Origin of the sequence: Pedobacter zeae (assembly GCF_014196715.1) — a bacterium.
In the GTDB taxonomy this organism is placed as follows: Bacteria; Bacteroidota; Bacteroidia; order Sphingobacteriales; family Sphingobacteriaceae; genus Pedobacter; species Pedobacter zeae.
In genome coordinates this window covers 887,021-905,736 of record NZ_JACIEF010000001.1, presented here as the reverse complement: position 1 = coordinate 905,736, position 18,716 = coordinate 887,021, and the positions used below count along the sequence as shown (strand labels likewise).

At 38.9% G+C, this 18,716-nt stretch carries 23 protein-coding genes; 12 read left to right on the top strand and 11 right to left on the bottom strand.

Annotated elements, in window-relative coordinates; translation table 11 throughout:
• Positions 1-77: 77 nt before the first annotated feature.
• The 3 genes from GGQ60_RS03710 to GGQ60_RS03700 all read left to right on the top strand — a co-directional run bounded on the left by GGQ60_RS03710 (position 78) and on the right by GGQ60_RS03700 (position 1,330).
• On the top strand, positions 78-494 hold the full coding sequence (locus GGQ60_RS03710; protein WP_183760029.1) for a VOC family protein: 417 nt from the start codon (positions 78-80) through the stop codon (positions 492-494).
• An 82-nt stretch (positions 495-576) separates the two neighbouring features.
• Complete coding sequence (locus tag GGQ60_RS03705; protein ID WP_183760028.1) at positions 577-894, top strand: ArsR/SmtB family transcription factor; 318 nt, start codon at positions 577-579, stop codon at positions 892-894.
• Position 895: 1 nt separating this feature from the next.
• A complete protein-coding gene (locus GGQ60_RS03700) occupies positions 896-1,330 on the top strand; it encodes an SRPBCC family protein (RefSeq protein ID WP_183760027.1) in 435 nt (144 codons plus the stop codon).
• A gap of 45 nt (positions 1,331-1,375) precedes the next feature.
• Here the strand turns inward: GGQ60_RS03700 and bioA are convergent, their stop codons facing one another.
• The 3 genes from bioA to GGQ60_RS03685 are packed head-to-tail and all read right to left on the bottom strand — an operon-like array spanning position 1,376 to position 4,109.
• Positions 1,376-2,677: an adenosylmethionine--8-amino-7-oxononanoate transaminase gene (bioA, locus tag GGQ60_RS03695; RefSeq protein WP_183760026.1), complete on the bottom strand. Its 1,302-nt coding sequence runs from the start codon at positions 2,675-2,677 to the stop codon at positions 1,376-1,378.
• Positions 2,678-2,683: 6 nt separating this feature from the next.
• A complete protein-coding gene (locus tag GGQ60_RS03690) occupies positions 2,684-3,136 on the bottom strand; it encodes an NUDIX domain-containing protein (protein WP_183760025.1) in 453 nt (150 codons plus the stop codon).
• Complete coding sequence (locus GGQ60_RS03685; protein ID WP_183760024.1) at positions 3,123-4,109, bottom strand: cation diffusion facilitator family transporter; 987 nt, start codon at positions 4,107-4,109, stop codon at positions 3,123-3,125. The genes GGQ60_RS03690 and GGQ60_RS03685 overlap by 14 nt, the downstream gene beginning before the upstream one ends.
• A 112-nt stretch (positions 4,110-4,221) precedes the next feature.
• On the opposite strand from GGQ60_RS03685, the gene GGQ60_RS03680 reads away from it, so the two are divergent.
• On the top strand, positions 4,222-5,418 hold the full coding sequence (locus GGQ60_RS03680) for a pyridoxal phosphate-dependent aminotransferase (protein ID WP_183760023.1): 1,197 nt from the start codon (positions 4,222-4,224) through the stop codon (positions 5,416-5,418).
• A gap of 367 nt (positions 5,419-5,785) precedes the next feature.
• On the opposite strand, the gene GGQ60_RS03675 is transcribed toward GGQ60_RS03680, so the two are convergent.
• Positions 5,786-7,030 (bottom strand): ABC transporter permease, encoded by a 1,245-nt coding sequence (locus GGQ60_RS03675; RefSeq protein ID WP_183760022.1) that lies wholly within the window; start codon positions 7,028-7,030, stop codon positions 5,786-5,788.
• A 200-nt stretch (positions 7,031-7,230) separates the two neighbouring features.
• On the opposite strand from GGQ60_RS03675, the gene queA reads away from it, so the two are divergent.
• Positions 7,231-8,280: a tRNA preQ1(34) S-adenosylmethionine ribosyltransferase-isomerase QueA gene (gene queA / locus GGQ60_RS03670; RefSeq protein WP_183760021.1), complete on the top strand. Its 1,050-nt coding sequence runs from the start codon at positions 7,231-7,233 to the stop codon at positions 8,278-8,280.
• 75 nt (positions 8,281-8,355) lie between these two features.
• On the top strand, positions 8,356-9,042 hold the full coding sequence (locus tag GGQ60_RS03665; protein ID WP_183760020.1) for a 2-C-methyl-D-erythritol 4-phosphate cytidylyltransferase: 687 nt from the start codon (positions 8,356-8,358) through the stop codon (positions 9,040-9,042).
• Positions 9,043-9,101: 59 nt separating this feature from the next.
• Here the strand turns inward: GGQ60_RS03665 and GGQ60_RS03660 are convergent, their stop codons facing one another.
• From GGQ60_RS03660 to GGQ60_RS03635, 6 genes are all read right to left on the bottom strand, one after another.
• Positions 9,102-9,260 (bottom strand): lmo0937 family membrane protein, encoded by a 159-nt coding sequence (locus GGQ60_RS03660; protein WP_143009563.1) that lies wholly within the window; start codon positions 9,258-9,260, stop codon positions 9,102-9,104.
• A gap of 326 nt (positions 9,261-9,586) precedes the next feature.
• Positions 9,587-9,808, bottom strand: a complete 222-nt coding sequence (locus GGQ60_RS03655) for a DUF2795 domain-containing protein (RefSeq protein ID WP_010603503.1) — start codon at positions 9,806-9,808, stop codon at positions 9,587-9,589.
• A gap of 85 nt (positions 9,809-9,893) precedes the next feature.
• The gene (locus tag GGQ60_RS03650; protein WP_183760019.1) at positions 9,894-10,442 is read right to left on the bottom strand and encodes a cob(I)yrinic acid a,c-diamide adenosyltransferase; all 549 of its coding nucleotides are present in this window, start codon (positions 10,440-10,442) and stop codon (positions 9,894-9,896) included.
• Positions 10,443-10,514: 72 nt separating this feature from the next.
• A complete protein-coding gene (locus GGQ60_RS03645; protein WP_183760018.1) occupies positions 10,515-11,273 on the bottom strand; it encodes an ABC transporter ATP-binding protein in 759 nt (252 codons plus the stop codon).
• A gap of 91 nt (positions 11,274-11,364) precedes the next feature.
• On the bottom strand, positions 11,365-11,655 hold the full coding sequence (gene gatC, locus GGQ60_RS03640) for an Asp-tRNA(Asn)/Glu-tRNA(Gln) amidotransferase subunit GatC (RefSeq protein ID WP_183760017.1): 291 nt from the start codon (positions 11,653-11,655) through the stop codon (positions 11,365-11,367).
• 1 nt (position 11,656) lies between these two features.
• On the bottom strand, positions 11,657-12,382 hold the full coding sequence (locus GGQ60_RS03635; protein WP_183760016.1) for a lysophospholipid acyltransferase family protein: 726 nt from the start codon (positions 12,380-12,382) through the stop codon (positions 11,657-11,659).
• Positions 12,383-13,003: 621 nt separating this feature from the next.
• Between GGQ60_RS03635 and trpS the strand changes: the two genes are divergently transcribed.
• The 3 genes from trpS to kdsB all read left to right on the top strand — a co-directional run bounded on the left by trpS (position 13,004) and on the right by kdsB (position 15,579).
• Entirely contained in the window at positions 13,004-14,002 is a 999-nt protein-coding gene (gene trpS / locus GGQ60_RS03630; RefSeq protein WP_183760015.1) for a tryptophan--tRNA ligase, read from the top strand.
• 77 nt (positions 14,003-14,079) lie between these two features.
• A complete protein-coding gene (locus GGQ60_RS03625) occupies positions 14,080-14,694 on the top strand; it encodes a deoxynucleoside kinase (RefSeq protein WP_108199015.1) in 615 nt (204 codons plus the stop codon).
• A 114-nt stretch (positions 14,695-14,808) separates the two neighbouring features.
• Positions 14,809-15,579 carry a 3-deoxy-manno-octulosonate cytidylyltransferase gene (gene kdsB, locus GGQ60_RS03620; RefSeq protein ID WP_183760014.1) on the top strand — a complete coding sequence of 257 codons (771 nt, stop codon included), beginning with the start codon at positions 14,809-14,811 and terminating at the stop codon, positions 15,577-15,579.
• Between the two features lie 113 nt (positions 15,580-15,692).
• Here kdsB and GGQ60_RS03615 read toward each other — a convergent pair whose 3' ends face one another.
• On the bottom strand, positions 15,693-16,646 hold the full coding sequence (locus GGQ60_RS03615; protein WP_183760013.1) for a bifunctional helix-turn-helix transcriptional regulator/GNAT family N-acetyltransferase: 954 nt from the start codon (positions 16,644-16,646) through the stop codon (positions 15,693-15,695).
• 125 nt (positions 16,647-16,771) lie between these two features.
• Here GGQ60_RS03615 and GGQ60_RS03610 point away from each other — a divergent pair, with 125 nt between their 5' ends.
• The 3 genes from GGQ60_RS03610 (at position 16,772) to GGQ60_RS03600 (ending at position 18,710) form a co-directional block, all read left to right on the top strand.
• Positions 16,772-17,314, top strand: coding sequence for a hypothetical protein (locus GGQ60_RS03610; RefSeq protein WP_183760012.1), 543 nt, complete (start codon positions 16,772-16,774; stop codon positions 17,312-17,314).
• A 314-nt stretch (positions 17,315-17,628) separates the two neighbouring features.
• Positions 17,629-18,069, top strand: a complete 441-nt coding sequence (locus GGQ60_RS03605; RefSeq protein ID WP_183760011.1) for a hypothetical protein — start codon at positions 17,629-17,631, stop codon at positions 18,067-18,069.
• A gap of 152 nt (positions 18,070-18,221) precedes the next feature.
• The gene (locus GGQ60_RS03600; RefSeq protein WP_183760010.1) at positions 18,222-18,710 is read left to right on the top strand and encodes a DinB family protein; all 489 of its coding nucleotides are present in this window, start codon (positions 18,222-18,224) and stop codon (positions 18,708-18,710) included.
• The last annotated feature ends 6 nt before the right edge of the window (positions 18,711-18,716 follow it).

Sequence of the window (18,716 nt, the reverse complement as noted above, 5' to 3'; positions counted from 1 at the left end):
TTACATTTTTTAGTTCTTAGCAGGGATAAGTCCGCTGTTAGTTCCTTATCTTTACTTCACAGCAAAATATAAACGTTATGACCAAATCACTCTGGATAAATCTTCCGGTAAAAAACATCAATAAATCAAAGGCATTCTTTACCCAACTCGGTTTTACCCTTAACCTGCAATATGGTGTCCGTGAAGATTCGGCATGTTTTTTAGTAGGCGAAAGCAATTTAGCCATTATGCTTTTCGAAGAAACTTTATACGAGAGTTTTGCGGGAACCAGTCTTGCTGAAAAACGCAATGGCGGCGAAGTGTTATTCTCCTTTGATGCAGAAAGTCCGGAAGAAGTAGATCAGCTTGCCCAAAAAGTAGTAACTGCCGGTGGTACACTCTATGGCGAACCTGGTTACAAAGACGGCTGGATGTATGGCTGTGGCTTCATTGATCTGGATGGGCAGAGGTGGAGCATTCTGTATATGGATATGAGCAAAATGCCTTTAGGTTAATTTTTCTAAAAAAATAGATTAAGTATTGCGTAAGTGATTACTTACATTTATATTTGTAAGCAATCACTTACGCAATTATTTTATGAGAAGAGATGTATTTCAGGCCATTGCCGATCCTACCAGAAGGGAAATTATTGGCCTTATTGCCCATAAAACCTTAAACCTGAATGAAATTGCTGAAAACTTTGAGATGAGCAGGCCTGCGATTTCTCAACACATTAAAATTTTAACAGAATGTGGTTTAGTAGAAATTACACAACAAGGCCGCAACCGTTACTGTAATATTCAATTTCAAAAACTTGCAGAAATATCCAAATGGGTAGAACAATATCGCATCTTCTGGACGAATAAACTCGACGCGTTGGAAATTCATCTATCAAAAGAAACTAAATCAACATAATATGGAAAACGAACCAGTTATCGTAGAGCGTTTATACAACGCCCCTATCGGAAAAGTATGGAAAGCATTAACCGATAATCAAGAAATTAAACAATGGTATTTTCAGTTGTCCGAATTTAAACCCGAAGTTGGTTTCAGATTTGAATTTACCGGTGGACCTGACGATGGCCCGCAATACCTGCATTTATGCGAAATAACCGAAATTATTGAAGGGAAAAAACTGGCTTACACCTGGCGTTACGATGGTTACCCTGGTAACTCTGTTGTAAGCTGGGAGTTATTTGAGCAGGGAGATAAAACATTGTTAAAATTAACACATACCGGTTTAGAAAGCTTTGCCAATAACGGACCTGATTTTGCCAAAACCAGCTTTAACGGTGGCTGGAACTACTTTGTTAACGATGCGCTTAAAAATCATCTTGAGCCAACGACCTAACAACATCAAATTTTCCGGGCGTAATTACTACGCCCGGCATTGCAGTTAAATCTCTTCCAGGGCTTGTTTTATAGCGCCGTAAATATAATCGAGATCGGCATCATTGATCACATAAGGCGGCAAAATATAAATAATATTACCCAAGGGCCTTAATATAATTCCTTTTTCCAGGAAATAGGTATACAACAGGTTTCGCAGGTTGCTAAGATAAGAGGTTTCGTTACCGGTTTCCCATTCAATAGCGATTATGGTGCCGGTTTGCCTGATGGCTTTAACCTTGGCATGAGTTTTTATTTCCTGCAAAAATACCGCATGTTTAGCTTCTATCCTTTTAATATTGGCTAAAGTTTCAGGCTGTAATAAAATATCCAGGCTGGCCAGCGAAGCTACACAAGCTAGTGGGTTCGCTGTAAAGGAGTGTCCATGATAAAGTGTCTTTAATTTGTCCTCGCTTAAAAAGGCTTCAAAAATTTCTTCGGTACAGGTTGTAACACCAAGGGGCATAGTACCACCGGTTAATCCTTTGCTTAAACAAATAATATCAGGTTTATGAACAAGCTTTTCGCAGGCAAAATAAGTACCTGTCCGGCCAAAACCGGTCATCACCTCATCAGCAATAATTAAAATCCCGGCTTTTCTGCAGGCTGCGATCAGTTCATCAAGATATTTCGCCTCATACATGAGCATGCCGCCCGAACCTAAAATAAGCGGTTCGAAAATAAAGCAGGCCGTATCGGTTAGATTTGAGACCTGGGATATGAGCGCCGGGATATTTTCTGCATTCGGTAAGTCGATAAAATCGACATCAAAAAGCAAACTGTTAAAGGCATCGGTAAAAATACTGCGCCCGCTAACCGACATCGCTCCAAAAGTATCGCCATGGTAGGCATTTTTAAAGGCCAGAATACGGTTTTTAGGCTTTCCTTTATTATCCCAATACTGCAGGCACATCTTCAATGCCACCTCTACCGCTGTAGAGCCATTATCGGTATAAAAAACTTTTTCCTGCTTCCCTGGCAAAACCGGTAAAAGCCTTTCGGCCAGTAAAACAGCTGGTTCGTGTGTAAAGCCTGCAAAAATTACATGTTCGAGCACGTTTAGCTGCTCTGCTATCTTTTGGGCAATATAAGGGTGCGCATGCCCATGAATATTTACCCACCACGAAGAAACGGCATCAATGTATTTTTTGCCGTCTTCGTCAAAAACATATACACCCTCCCCTTTCACAATTGGAATGTGCGGCAAGGCATTTTTCATTTGGGTATAAGGATGCCAGATTACCTTTTTATCGCGTTCAGCTAAATTAAGTTTGGAGTTTGGAGTTTGGAGTTTGGAGGTATCAGACATAAAAATTTACAATTTAACTGAATACTGGTCTTTTAAAAGCTGTGCCACGGTTTTATCTGTCTTGAAGGTAATTTCATCAATAACCAAATCCTGAATTTTAACCCACCTGAAAGCCTGAAGAATTTCGCCTTCGCTATCGAAATCGTAAATTTTAGTTTTAAATGCCAGTTTCAGGGGTGCTTTTTCCCTAACCCTGTAATAAACACTGATGACCTGGCTATCGTTAAAAGATGATTTTTCATAAAAATCTGTGGTGTAAAAATGAGACAAAACCTCTATCTCGGCATCACATTCTTCCAAAAATTCGCGTTTTAATCCATCAATCAGGCCTTCGCCCAATTCTAATCCCCCACCCGGAAACTTACTAAAACGAAAACCATATTCTTCTTCATCACTCACCAAAACCTCGTTATTTTGGTTAATTAAGAGTCCGTATACACGAACATTAAAATAGCTCATTTTCGAAATGCTTTTTATTTTTAGTTACAATTTCAGCTGTCCAGGTAATTTCTTTTTTAAATGCTTCAGACCGTACAGGGCATTCGCTCATGTGGCAATAATGGCAACATTCAGGCAAGCAAGGATCAGCGTGAATAAAAAGTTCGGCCTTGCGCACCCCATTCGCATTAATTAATTCATCTATCTGCGAAATTTCGCGGTGAACTTTATTTAAATCGAAATAATAAGGCAATGTTACATGGCAATCGATATGAAATTCGGGGCCATATTGCTGGGTACGGAGGTTATGTACATCAATCCAGGGAGTATGGCGGTTCTTCTGCAAAACTTCTACCACTTCTTCCACCAATGTAAAATCGCTCTCATCCATTAAAGCACCCACCGAACCGCGGGTAAGTTTATATCCCGAATAAACGATATAGAAGCCTACGAGAACAGAAAGCAAACTATCCAACCAAATTATATTTGTTAACTGGATCAGGATCAAACCGGCCACAATGGCTATACTGGTGTATGTATCGGTCAGTAAATGCCGGCCATCGGCCTGCAAGGTGATCGAATGCTGATCTTTACCTACATTAATGAGGTATAGGCCCACAATCATGTTAATTAACCCCGTAATACCAATAATCAACGTTCCCTCAAGCAACTGCCCTACAGCATGCGGGTAAACGAGATTGTAAGCGGATTTGAAAATAATAATAACACCGGCAATAAGGATGAGTACCCCTTCTACAAATGCAGAGAAAAACTCTACTTTACCATGCCCGTAAGGATGGTTTTCATCTCTTGGCTGCGTACTCAGGTAAATGCTGTAAAAGGCAAAACTACCCGCAATTACATTTACAATACTCTCGGCTGCATCAGTTAAAATGGAGTTGGATCCTGTAATAAAATAAGCTACAAACTTGGCCAGCATCAATAAAATGCTCACCACCAACGACAATACAATTGCTCTTTTCTTTACTGACACAGCGCTTTTTTTTACAAAAATACGCTTATCGACTAAATTAAATGAGAAAAATATCGGTTTTTTAGTGCAGAATAATATTTGGTTTATATATTTGCGCTCAAAGTAATTAACCATGAGCACCTTATCGAAAAGAATTAACAGCCTGTCAGAATCTGCAACCCTTAAAATGACCAAACTTGGCCGCGAACTGGCGTCTAAGGGCATTAATGTAATCAGTTTAAGTGTTGGTGAACCCGATTTTAACACGCCCGATCACGTAAAAAATGCTGCTAAAAAAGCATTGGATGAAAATTATACGCGCTACTCGCCGGTACCGGGATATCCTGACCTGCGCCAGGCCATCGTAAATAAACTCAAAACCGAAAACAACTTAGATTACGATATTTCCCAGATCGTGGTTTCAACAGGTGCTAAACAATCTTTATCAAATGTTATTTTAACCTTAATTGACCCGGACGATGAGGTGATCATCCCAACGCCTTACTGGGTTTCTTACTCAGAAATGGTAACATTGGCAGAAGGAAAATCGGTTTTCATTGATACCGACATTGAAAGCAATTTCAAAATTACCCCTGCACAGTTAGAAGCTGCCATTACGCCAAAAAGCAAGCTGTTCATGTTCTCTTCGCCATGCAACCCAACCGGTTCGGTATACAGTAAAGAAGAGCTGGCCGCCCTGGTAGCAGTTTTTGAAAAACACCCTAACATCTATATCCTTTCAGATGAGATTTACGAGCACATCAACTTTGTGGATAAACACGAATCTATTGCTCAGTTCGATAGCATTAAAGACCGTGTAATTATTGTAAATGGTTTCTCTAAAGCATTTGCAATGACCGGATGGAGATTAGGTTACATTGCCGCGAATAAAGAGATTGCTGCTGCAAACGATAAATTACAAGGCCAAACTACTTCTGGTACCTGCTCTATCGCACAACGCGCAGGTATAGTCGCTTACGAGCAAGGTTTAGAAAGTGTTCTAAAAATGAAAGAAGCATTTTTACGCAGAAGAGAGTTGGTTTATAATTTGCTGAACGAGATTCCGGGTGTAAAAACCAATCTTCCTGACGGGGCCTTCTATTTCTTTCCTGAGATCAGTTCGTTTTTTGGCAAAAAAGACGCCGATGGCAATGTAATTAAAGATTCAGCCGATTTGGCTTTATACTTATTAAACGTGGGTCACGTAGCAACCGTAGGTGGCGACTCGTTCGGTAACAATAACTACATCCGTTTATCTTATGCCGCATCAGACGAAAGTTTGGTAGAAGCATTGAGAAGGATTAAAGAAGCATTGGGCAAATTGGCCTAATCAGTTAGCAATTTTCAGTTAACTTTATAAAATGAACCCCTCGTTAATTAAACCTAACGAGGGGTTTGTATTTTCGTTATCTCCGCAGCATAGCGGAGCGCCTGCCCGTTGCAGACAGGGGAAAGATCCGCCTCATGGCAAATTTTATCGATTAGCTAGTGTTGCACCGGCTACCTAACGGGATTTCTTTCATCGTTTGAAAATGAAGCCAGTATTCCACTGCAGGCCTAAGCCCATCTTTTCATTGCCAGTTCCCGTTCGTATCTTGCTGTGGATATCCATTGTTAAAAGGTTTGCTAACCAGGAGTTCCCCTGAGCACGAGTCCAACTGCTTACTGAAAACTGCAATTGAAGTCTGCAAAATAAACTAACTTCTGATCGCTTCAACCGGGTCCAGTCGTGAAGCCGAATAGGCTGGCCAGAAACCAGAGATAGTGCCGATAATAATCGATATTCCAATACCTAAGGCAATGTTATTCAATCCTAATATGATATGAAAATCTGTAGCCGCTCCGATCACGAGTGCGAGCAGGTAGACCAGTAATAACCCCAGCAAGCCGCCTAAAATACAGAGTGATATAGATTCGAATATGAATTGCAGCAAAATAAAATAGTTTTTTGCGCCCAACGATTTTTGGATACCAATGATATTGGTACGTTCTTTAACCGATACAAACATGATATTGGCAATACTAAAACCACCAACCAGGATCGAAAATCCACCAATCACCCAGCCGGCAATATTTACCATCTTAAACATCGAATCTAACTGGTTGGAAATAATGGTGGTTTTATTGAGTGCAAAATCTTCTTCATGGCCAGGTTTGATCCTGTGGATAGAGCGCATTAAGCCTTTCAATTCGCTTTCTACCTCCTCTAAACTTACGTTATCCTTACCACGAACGGTTATCTGAGGGCCATAACGTTCACTTTGTATATCCAGAACACCTTTGGCAAAAGCAATTGGAATATTTACGTTTTTATCCAAAGAAACACCCAACATGTCTTCTCCCTCTTTTTTAAAAACGCCTACCACTGTTAACCTTCTTCCTAAAATCTGTATTTGTTTCCCAACCGCCCGGTCTCCATCGAAAAGTCCGTCGGCAACATCAGAGCCTAAAATACAAACAGGCGAACCGTTTTTACTCTCATTTTCCGTAAAATACCGGCCATCCTGAAGTTCGAAATTCCAGGTTTTATTAAAATCGTGCGATGCTGCCCATACTGAAATCCCTTCAACAGAGTTACTCCTATATTTAATGGTTCTGTCGCTGGTCGATATTTCAAACGTAACCCCTTGTGCATTTTCAATTCGCTCACGGAGGGCCTCAAAATCGCGCAATGAAGGCTGAGGACGGTTCATATATTTCCACCAAGGGTAATTATTGCCGAAGCTCCAGGGCCATTTTTGGATATAAATGGTGTTAGAGCCGAGTTTATCTACACTTGATTGCAATTTACCGCGAAAAGTATCGACCGCCGAAAACACAGCAATAATGGTAAAAATACCGATTGTTATTGCCAAGAGCGATAACATGGTGCGTAATTTATTCTGGCGCAATGCATCAAATGCAAAACGGAAACTCTCGCCTATTAGCCTAAAGATTATCATAATTAAAGGTTAGATGCAAAGCCATTAAAAAGGTTACAGTTTATCTTCAAAACTAATTAAATTTATGTATGCAGTACCTGAATAGCGCTGTATTATTTGATTTAAATTGGTTAAAACATTATATACATAAATTGCGTTTGATAAAATACGAAAAAGAAAAATTAAATTCGTATTTTTGCACCTCAAAAAATTCATCAAGAATGAAATTATCACAATTCAAATTCAATTTACCGGAATCATTAGTAGCCAATAATCCGGCTGAAGAGCGCGACGAAGCACGATTAATGGTATTGCATAAAGACAGCGGTAAAATTGAACATAAAATCTTCAAAGACGTTTTAGGTTATTTCGATGACAAAGACGTAATGATATTAAACAACACTAAAGTTTTTCCTGCACGTTTATATGGCAATAAAGAGAAAACTGGTGCAACTATTGAAGTTTTCTTATTGCGTGAATTAAACAAGGAATTACGTTTATGGGATGTATTGGTTGATCCGGCCCGTAAAATTCGCGTAGGCAACAAATTATACTTTGGCGACGATGATCTATTAGTTGCTGAGGTGGTAGACAATACCACATCACGTGGCCGTACCATCCGTTTCTTATTTGAAGGTACCGATGAGGAGTTTAGGAAAAATGTTGAAATTTTGGGTGAAACCCCACTGCCTAAATACATAAAACGTAAAGCAACAGCTGAAGATAAGGAACGTTATCAAACCATTTTTGCAAAACATGAGGGAGCTGTAGCTGCGCCAACTGCGGGCCTGCACTTCAGCCGTGAGTTGATGAAACGCCTTGAACTTAAAGGTGTGGAATTTGCAGAAGTTACACTACACGTTGGTTTAGGAACTTTCAGAACGGTTGAAGTTGAGGATTTAACCAAACACAAAATGGATTCTGAGCAGTTTATTATCGAGCAGAAAGACGCGAACATTGTAAATAAAGCAATTGAAAATAAAAAGAAAATCTGTGCGGTTGGAACAACCTCCATGCGTGCTATCGAATCAGCTGTTTCTGCCAACAGAACATTAAAAGCAGCCAATGATTGGACGAGCAAGTTCATCTTCCCGCCTTACGATTTTAGTATTGCCAACTCAATGATCACCAATTTCCACACACCAGAATCAACTTTATTGATGATGGTAAGTGCTTTTGGCGGTTACGAAAACGTAATGAATGCTTACGAAGTTGCAGTAAAAGAAAAATATAAATTTTACAGTTATGGCGATGCCATGCTAATTATATAGATTTGAGTAATGGGATATGAGACTTGAGTTAAACCAGGTCTCATATCGCAAATCTATTATCTCATATCTCTTCACATGAAAGACTACGCTATAATTGTAGCAGGCGGTTCCGGAAATCGGATGCAAACAGAAACCCCTAAACAATTTCTACTGCTCAAAAACCTCCCGGTTTTAATGCATACAATAAAAGCTTTTGCACAAAGCGATACTCAACCTAAAATTTTATTGGTACTTGGCAAAGATCAGCAAGACAGCTGGGCACACCTGTGTGAAGAATTTAATTTCGATATTCCACATGAAATTATTGATGGTGGCAAAGAACGTTTCCATTCAGTAAAAAATGCCATTCAAACCATTGAAGGAGATGGTTTTGTGGCTATACACGATGCCGTTCGACCACTGGTATCAAAATCCCTTATTGATAACTGTTTTAAAGCAGCTAAAGTACAGGGAAACGTAATTGCAGCTATACCATCGAGCGATAGCGTCCGTATATCCAGAGATCAAAAAACATCGGCTTTAAAGCGCGATGAGGTGTACTTAGTACAAACTCCGCAAACATTTAATATCAATGTGATTAAAGAAGCCTATAACCAGGATTTTGCTAATCATTTTACCGACGATGCAAGCGTGGTAGAATCCATTGGTTATGGAATCAACATTATTGAAGGAGAAAGGGAAAATCTAAAAATAACCTATCCCATTGATCTGGAACTGGCAGAATTGCTACTTAAAAATTCAGAATGCAAAAAAGAGCTTTAAATTAAAGCTCTTTTTTGTTCAATAGCATTTTAGCTACCGAAATGCCCGCTAAATATATTTTATGCGGCCCTGCCAATAATTTTAAGCAGGATTGCAATGACTGCGATTACCAATAAAACGTGGATTATTCCGCCAACGTCGCCGAAGCCGTGAAATATAAATCCGATCACCCATAGTATTACCAATACTACTGCGACTAAATACAATAAATTTCCCATAGTGTTAATTTTTTAGCAATGTTATATTATTGATGTATTAACATATGGCTTTCGACTTTTGTTTAAAAAATGTAAATTTTTATTGCAAATACAGCTTTTAATAAATGGAACGAAAGGCTATCCAGGTTGTTCAACTTCGTGGTGACCATGCCCCATTAATAAAACTAAAGGACATCATCGAGCGGGGTACAACGTAGCCCGGAGATCTATCAAAAGATGAGTTTCTTTACTCCCCTTTGTTCAGATCAGGATGACAATATTCTGGTAAAAACAAAAAAGCAACTTCCTTGTGGGAAATTGCTTTTTGATTCTATTCGATTGAAACATTAATATTCGTCTTCGTTAAAGAAAAAATCTTCTTTAGTAGGATAATCCGGCCATATTTCCTCAATTGTTTCATAAGGCTCGCCATCATCCTCCAGCGCCTGTAAATTTTCAATTACTTCTACAGGAGCTCCAGAGCGGATACCATAATCAATTAATTCGTCTTTAGTTGCAGGCCATGGTGCGTCTTCCAAGTGCGATGCTAATTCTAATGTCCAATACATATCTTCAATTCTATTAAATTCTATTTCTTATTACTGCGCAAAGTATATTAAAATTTTTGAGCAAAACAAACTTATTTTTCCACCATCAAACCCGCGGAATCCAAATATTTTCTTCTGCCCCAAAATACACCGTCAGTTTTCGTGCCAAAACGAACAAATAATCGCTTAAACGGTTCAAATAAACGGTTACGTGCTCATTTACAAAGCTATTTTCTGCAAGTGCTACCGTTAAGCGTTCTGCCCTTCTGCATACGCATCTTGCAATATGGCAGTAAGAAACTACAGTATTTCCGCCGGGTAAAATAAAATGTTTTAAAGGAGGCAAAGTTTCATTAATCCGGTCTATTTCTTCTTCCAACAGGGTAATATCACGATCATGAAGATCAGGAATTTTCATTTTAGACTTTTCCGGATCTGCAGCAAGCGACGAACCAATGGTAAACAACCTATCCTGGATTTCTTTTAACAGCTGCTGATCAGCCGGATCAATCTCTTGGCACATCATTAAACCGATGTACGAATTTAATTCGTCAACAGTACCATACGTTTCGATACGTAAATGATATTTGGGAACGCGGGTTCCACCAATGAGTGATGTTTGCCCCTTATCGCCAGTTTTAGTATAGATTTTCATTTAGAAAGGTTGAAGGTAAAAGGTAGAAGGTTTAGGGTAAAACCTTACGCCTTAAACCTTACACCGTAAGCCTTAATTAATTTTCTCCCAATCGCTGCCAGTCTCTTTCAAGGCCTGCAAACGCGGAGATACATTTTTGATATCTGTATTTAAATAATCGTTTTCAATCAAACCATCACGCATACGTACAATGCGGTGTGCATGTTGTGCAATATCTTCCTCGTGTGTTACTAAAATGATGGTATTTCCTTTACTGTGAATTTCTTCCAGCAGCCCCATAATTTCTACCGAAGTCTTGGTATCCAGGTTACCCGTAGGCTCATCAGCCAGGATAATGGATGGATTATTGATCAATGCCCTGGCCACAGCCACACGCTGGCGCTGACCGCCCGAAAGTTCGTTTGGTTTGTGGTCCATACGGTTGCCCAAGCCTACATTCTCTAATGCTTTGGCTGCCCTTGCATCCCGGTCCTTTTTACTTGTTCCGGCATAAATTAAGGGTAAGGCAACATTATCTAAAGAAGTGGAGCGTGGCAATAGGTTAAAAGTCTGGAAAACGAAACCAATTTCCTGGTTACGCACTTCTGCAAGTGCATCATCGCTCATGTGGCTTACATCGGTTCCGTTTAAAACATAAGTCCCGCTTGAGGGCGTATCTAAACAACCTAAAATATTCATCAAGGTCGACTTACCTGAACCTGACGGGCCCATCAATGCTACAAATTCACCTTTATAGATATCTAACGAAACTGATTTTAGTGCATGGATAACTTCAGATCCAATAACATATTTACGACCGATTTCTTTTATGGTGATGAGTGGTTTCTCCATGTCTTTTCTTTTTTAGACAAGCGTAAGGTGCAAGATGTTACAAGGGGATTAAAAATTAAGCACAAATGTAAATCTCACCGGTACTGATCTACTATTTTTCGATGATCTTTGGAACCATAAAAAACCGGTCTGTATGTTTTGCAGCGTTTTTTAATCCGTCAGCGGTAGAAATTTCCTGCTTCACCACATCTTCACGCCAAACATTTACCGATTCGTTCATATAAACCAATGGCTTCACTTTAGCCGTATCCAACTCATTTAGCTTTTCCATAAACGACAAAATTTTGTTCATTTCAGGAATCAGGGTATCTACATCTTTTTCATCAATATGAATTCGGGCCAGCTCGGCTATTTTATGGATGGTTTTTGCGTCTAAATTCATATTATACTAACTTACTGTCTATCAATTTAAAAACCTTTTCTTTAAAATGATCAGTATCAACATCGGCTAAAACTGAAGTATTTATAGGTTTATGGACGTAAATATCGCAAATTCCTGGCTTACTTCCATATTTAGCACCATCATCCCAGTTAATTTTCCAAACATCTGTAATACTAACCGGTACCAAGGGGATGTTTTTATCTATTGCCAGCCGGAATGGACCATTTTTAAAATCGCCTAACTTTGGTGGATAATGGTCGTCAATTTTTCCTTCGGGAAAAATCACCAGGCTCATGCCTTTTTCCAGGTTTTCGCCGGCTTTTTTAAAAGCTTTAAAAGCAGAAATTTTGCTATCACGGTTAACAGAAATATCGATGGTTTTAAAGAAAATGCCCAATATCGGATTATTCAATAATTCATCTTTACCCATAAAATGGAATTTACCATGCCCCATGATGCAGAAAACCATGATATCTAAATTAGAGGTGTGGTTGGCACAATAAATATATGTTTGCCTCGAATCGAGCTTTTCTTCGTACTGGTAGCGAAAGAAAACCCCTGAAAACAGGCTGCTTAAAAAACTATTGGCTTTACGACAAAAGTTAAGTGTGCCGTAATACTTTTCATTACGCGAAGTAATGTAATAAAGAGGATAAAAGAGCGCGAAAAAAAACAGTATCCAGAATAAAAACCAAATCCGGTGTACGTGCCTTAGAAAGTTGATCATAGATATATCAAAAATATAAAATAGTTTGAAATTTCAAATTAAGGATTAAGGCTGTGATTTGTAGCATTGAAACGGAAAGCAGGACCGCTGGCCGCCACTCGGCACTGAACGCCAACTTTCAAACCAAAAAACGCCGCGTATATCTGCGTAATTAGCGATAAACCAATAACAAGATATTTCCCCGCAGATTTAAGATAATCACCGCAGATGAATTTATATTTTCTTAAGCAACCCACTTTGTTCTTAAGCCTGATTGCAGTGAAAAGCCCGGAATCCCGATTTTACATCGGGAGAGGACTTGCAACGGAAAGCAGGACTGCTGGCCGCCACTCAGCACTGAACGCCAACTTTCAAACAAAAAAAACGCTGCACATATCTGCGAATCAGCAGAAAAACTTAGGCAAGATAAATGCCTGCTGATTTGATTAGCGGATCGTCACCCTGAACGTGTTTCAGGGTCTTTATAACAAGATAGGTACTGAAATAAATTCAGCATAACGGAAGCTTTCATAAAAAACGCTGCCGATATCTGCGTAATTACCGGGAAACCAAAAAAATCTTACCATGAAAATTAACCGGATGTGCCTTTTGCTTGTATTTTATTTTTAATTTCGTGCCATTATGAAAGAAACAGTGGTGAGCGGCATCCGCTCAACAGGAAAATTACATTTGGGCAATTACTATGGCGCGGTTAAAAACTTCGTGCAAATGCAAAACGACTACAATTGCTATTTTTTTATTGCCGATCTACATTCTTTAACAACACACCCTACCCCTGCCGACTTACATGGAAACATCAAACATGTTTTGGTTGAATACCTGGCAAGTGGAATTGACCCAGAAAACAGCACCATTTATATACAGAGTGATGTTCCGGAAATTGCGGAACTTTATTTATACCTGAACATGAACGCTTATATGGGCGAGCTTGAACGCAGCACATCTTTTAAAGACAAAGTGCGGGCTAATCCCGATAATGTTAATGCTGGTTTATTAACTTACCCGGTGTTAATGGCGGCTGATATTTTAATCCATAAGGCTACAAAAGTACCTGTAGGAAAAGACCAGGAGCAACATCTGGAAATGGCCCGTACATTTGGGAACCGTTTCAACAGACTGTACAATACCGAATATTTCCCTGAACCTTACGCATTTACCTACTCAGACAAACTGGTTAAAGTACCTGGTTTAGATGGTAAAGGTAAAATGGGCAAATCGGAAGGTGAAGCCAATGCGGTTTATTTATCAGACGATCCGGAAACTATCCGCAAGAAAGTAATGAAAGCAGTGAGTGATGGAGGGCCTACAGAAGAAAACCAGCCTAAGCCTGAACCGATCCAGAATCTTTTCGATTTAATGAAAGTGGTTTCGAGTACCGATACCCTTGCACATTTTGAAGATTTGTATAACAAAATGCAGATCCGCTATGGCGATTTCAAAAAACAACTGGCAGAAGATATGATTATCACTACCGCACCAATGCGTGAACGTATTTTGGATATTGCGAAAGATGATGCTTATTTAAGGCAAGTAGCTAAACATGGCGCATTAAAAGCCCGTGAAAGCGCACAAAAGACCATCAAAGAGGTTCGTAGTTTAATCGGTTTTAAAAGTTTTTAATTAATATTGCGATAAGCGCTTAGCGTTTGGCAAAACAACGCCACCCGCAAAACGCTCAACGCAAAACGCAAGAACATATGCACATAGCAATTGTAGGAAATATAGGTGCCGGTAAAACCACTTTAACCGGTTTATTGGCTAAAAATTACGGATGGGAAGCTTTATACGAAGCAGTGGACAACAATCCGTACCTGGAGGATTTTTATAGCGACATGAAACGTTGGAGCTTTAATCTTCAGATTTATTTCCTGAACAGCCGTTTTCAACAGATTACGGATATTGAAATAAATAAACGGAATGTGATACAGGATAGGACCATTTATGAAGATGCACACATTTTTGCCGAAAATCTGCACGATATGGCTTTAATGACCACCCGTGATCATGATAACTACCGTGCTATTTTTGACAACATTACTTCTTTTATTAAACCACCCGATTTATTGGTTTATCTACGCGCTTCGGTACCAACCCTGGTGAATAATATCCAGCGCCGCGGACGTGAATACGAGGCAGGCATCCGTATTGATTACCTTTCTAAATTAAATGAAAAATACGAAGCCTGGATAAAAGGATATAACCTGGGTAAATTACTGATTTTAGATAAAGACAAGCTCGATTTCACCAATAATCCGGAAGATTTAGGTACAGTGATCCAATCTATTGAGGCAGAAATAAACGGATTATTTTAATCCGTTGCTCCTATTCATGTTCATGAAGGAGTGAATCTGTAGTAAGGGGTTTAATCTTAATGTGATAAATATGGAAAAAGATTTTGAGCATGAAAACCAGAAAACTGGAAATAGATGAGCAATAAAAAATCAAATTCAGCTTTAGGTAATCTAAAAATCATCGGAATTATTCCGGCACGTTATGAATCTACCCGTTTTCCGGGAAAGCCATTAATAGATATTGCCGGAAAAACCATGATCCAAAGGGTTTATGAGCAGGCATCAAAGGCTAAAAACTTATCTAAAGTGGTTGTGGCAACAGACGATACGCGCATTGCTGATGAAGTAAAGCGGTTTGGTGGAGAATTTATCTTTACTTCAACCGATCACCAGAGCGGAACCGACAGGTGTGCCGAAGTGATAAAAAAAATGCCCGGGTACGATATAGCGATCAATATCCAGGGCGACGAACCTTTTATCGAACCTGCACAGATTGAATTACTGGTAAGTTGTTTTACTGAAGAAAAAGTACAACTGGCCACGCTGATCAAACCGGTCCATGATCAGGAAAGTGTTCATAATCCCAACAGCCCCAAAGTGGTAATTGATGTTAATGGCAGGGCCATGTACTTTAGCCGCAGTCCTATCCCCTTTATCAGAAATGGCGAACCGGGTATATGGGCCGAAAAGCACCGGTTTTACAAACACATTGGTATTTATGGTTACCGTACCGAATCATTAGAAGCGATTACCCAACTTCCACCCTCTTCCTTAGAAATTGCCGAAAGCTTAGAGCAGCTCCGCTGGATCGAAAACGGGTTTTATATCCAAACAAAAGTAACTGACTTAGAAACAGTGGCTATCGATACGCCGGAAGATTTATTGAAGTTAAATAATCTATTGTAGGCACTGAAACACGGGTAAGGTTTACCTGGTTCATTGGTCATTTGTTCATTTGTCATTAGTTGATGTTTTTTAAGGGGCTAATTTTCTCCGGACTCTCGAATACTGACTCCAGACTATTTCAAAACCAGTTCCATTTGAATGTTACACCTGGCATAAGGCGTTGGCTTTCCTGCTACTTTCTTAAAACCTAATTTGTGATAAAGGTTAATGGCAGGTTTTAAAATGGTATTACTCTCTAAATAAATTTTAGTTGCACTAAGCGACCTGGCTTTTTCAATAATAGCATTTGCTAATAAAAAACCTACATTTTTTCCCTGGGCTTTTGGTGATACGGCCATTTTGGCCAGTTCGAAATCATATTCGCCGTCATTCATCTTAATTAACGCACAAACGCCTAACGGTTCACCTTCGTAGCGTGCAACTAATATTACCCCACCTTTATCTAAAATATAGCCTTGTGGGTTATCCAAAGCTTTGTAATCAGATTCTTCCATGGTAAAATATTTTGAAATCCATTCTACATTCAGCGATCTGAATATTTCCTGGTATTTAGGCTGATAATCTATAATTTCAACCTTTAAACTGTCTCTTTCTTTTTTCTTTTCCATTACCCTTCTCAATAAGTTTTTTTGTTCTAATAAAAATTCCCACTCGCCTATTGCTTCCCAAAGTTTATTTTGGGTTTGTGCCGATAGCTCTTCAATTGCCGCCTCTACATCAATGAGCTGGTCTTTAATTTTATCGGCAACTTGCTTACCCGCATCAGATAAGCTGATCACATTTCGCCTGCCATCTTCTTTATCCCTGCTTTCTTTTACATAGCCTTTTTTCAGCATTTCGCCAATCATTTTACTAACAGAAGGATGAGAATGGCCAATTAGCTTAGCCAATTCGGTTATGGTTTTCTCTTCGCCCTGTGATAAAGAATAAAAAACCGGGAACCATTTGGGTTGCATATCGATGTTATAGAGTTGATAAATATTGGCGGCATCTTCAGTTACCTTATCGGTTAACATCCTGAGCCTGCTGCCAATTGCAACTTTGCCCGTTTGTTCAAAAAAATCCATAAATAAATTAATTACGTAATCAGTTACGTAAATATAGGAAATAACAGGCAACTTGCAACAATTTTAATTAGAGGTTAGTATTTTCGCCTGATATAAAAAGAAGCATAAAATTTGTAGTTTTGAGCATGAGAAATATACTGCTCTTCTTTACAATCGGCCTATTTGCGTTAGTTGCCTGCAATTCGAAAGGCAAAAAAGAAACCAATGCCATCGAGTTTAAAAATGTTAACCAAAGTGTAACCAAATCATTCTCTGATCTAAAAACACTGGATACTTTTAAAATCGAACTTACCGGCAGAAAACCTGAAGAAATGGTATTGAGTTTTACCATCAAAAAAGCGGATGGAAAAGAGATCTATAATGCTAAAATAAAGGGTACTGAATTATTAGGCAGTACCGACCCCAATATTGATCTGAGAAAAGAGAAAGACCAGATCGCTTTTATAAAAACCATTGCTGATGATTTTTTTAGCGACGAAAACTTCCTGGAACCTGCCGTAATGCCCGAAGATAAGGCCGACAATTATGTTCCTGATAAAGCACTTTACGAAGAACTGAAAAAAACAGGCTTAAATGGTTTCAAATATCGTTTAGGTAAAGAAAACAACATTTACCTTGCCTGGAGCGAAAAAGAACAAAAAGTAAAGATTTATTATAACTGTTGTTAATTCCCATTTATGACGATAGGCTGCTTAACGCATTATATCGTGCGCATCTGTCGGTACTTTATGTAATGCATTAGGCCTTCATTATATCAACTCAAGAAAACTGACCAAAACATTCCTCATTAGAGTAAAATACACCAATTAAGGCTTAATCCTTTAATATTATCCTTCTTAATCGTTAATACAACGTTTATATTTGCACTTGAATTCTATTATAGGCGAACCGCTGATAATACAATTTAAAATGTCTATTCCTGTCTAACATATCAAGTGGGCCGATTACCAATTGGTTCAATGGTATTTTATTGATTACATTAATGAAACGTCTTCAGTTTGTATGGGTATTTATTTTATCCCTAACTGCATTAAATACGTATGCGCAAACAACCTATACAGGCTGTGTTATATACCAGCATAATACAGGTTTACCCCGTACAAGTGATCCTATATATACTGATGTTGCCGGTGGATCAGGAAGTTGCAATGGTTATACGGTGACTTTCTATAGCAGTACAACCAATTCTAAAAGTCTGGATAGTTATTGCTCTATTACACCACCATTAGCCAATGCTTCGAGTGAGAGTGCAGGCAATGGGGATCCGAACTACAGAAATTGCTCCGTAAATGGTCAATGCGGAATCATCAGGACAGTTACGGTTACAGAATGCCCGATTGACGATTCGGCAATCATGTTATTTGCGGCGTGTACCGTTTTAGCTTTAGGTTTTATAAAAATGCCTGTGAAATTCGGGGCTTAAAATTGTAAAAAACCACCAGCTAATTTCTGGCTTGCCAGGTTGAATCAAAGTATAGATCAGCAAAAATAAATAGTAAATCATTGTACATTCAGCTATTACATGTAATTTAAAGTACTTAATTCGCAATAATGCGTTTCTCAAAGTATTTCTGCATGAAAAAAACTGAATTGATAGCAAGCCGGTTAAGCGCTGTTTTATTGGATGGCTACTGGATTGCCAACACCAATTATAAAGATCAACTGGAAAATATCAGCTGGGAACAGGCTATCCATCAGGTAGCAGATCTAAATACCATTGCAGCCCTAACCTACCATATCAATTATTATTTAGCCGGACTTTTACAGGTATTCAGCGGCGGGCCTTTAACCATCAAAGATAAATATAGTTTTGATTTACCTCCACTCCGATCAGCCCAGGACTGGAAACAGTTGATAGAAAATTTTCTGGCCAATTCAACAGATTTTGTTCAGGAAGTGGCAGAAATGCCCGAAGAAAGACTTGATGAAGTTTTTGTAGATGAAAAATATGGCACCTACCTCCGCAATATAGAAGCCGTTATTGAACACAGTTATTACCATTTGGGCCAGCTGGTGTTGATTAGGAAATTAATCCAACAATCAGGTGAAGATGTTTTAAAGTAATAATTT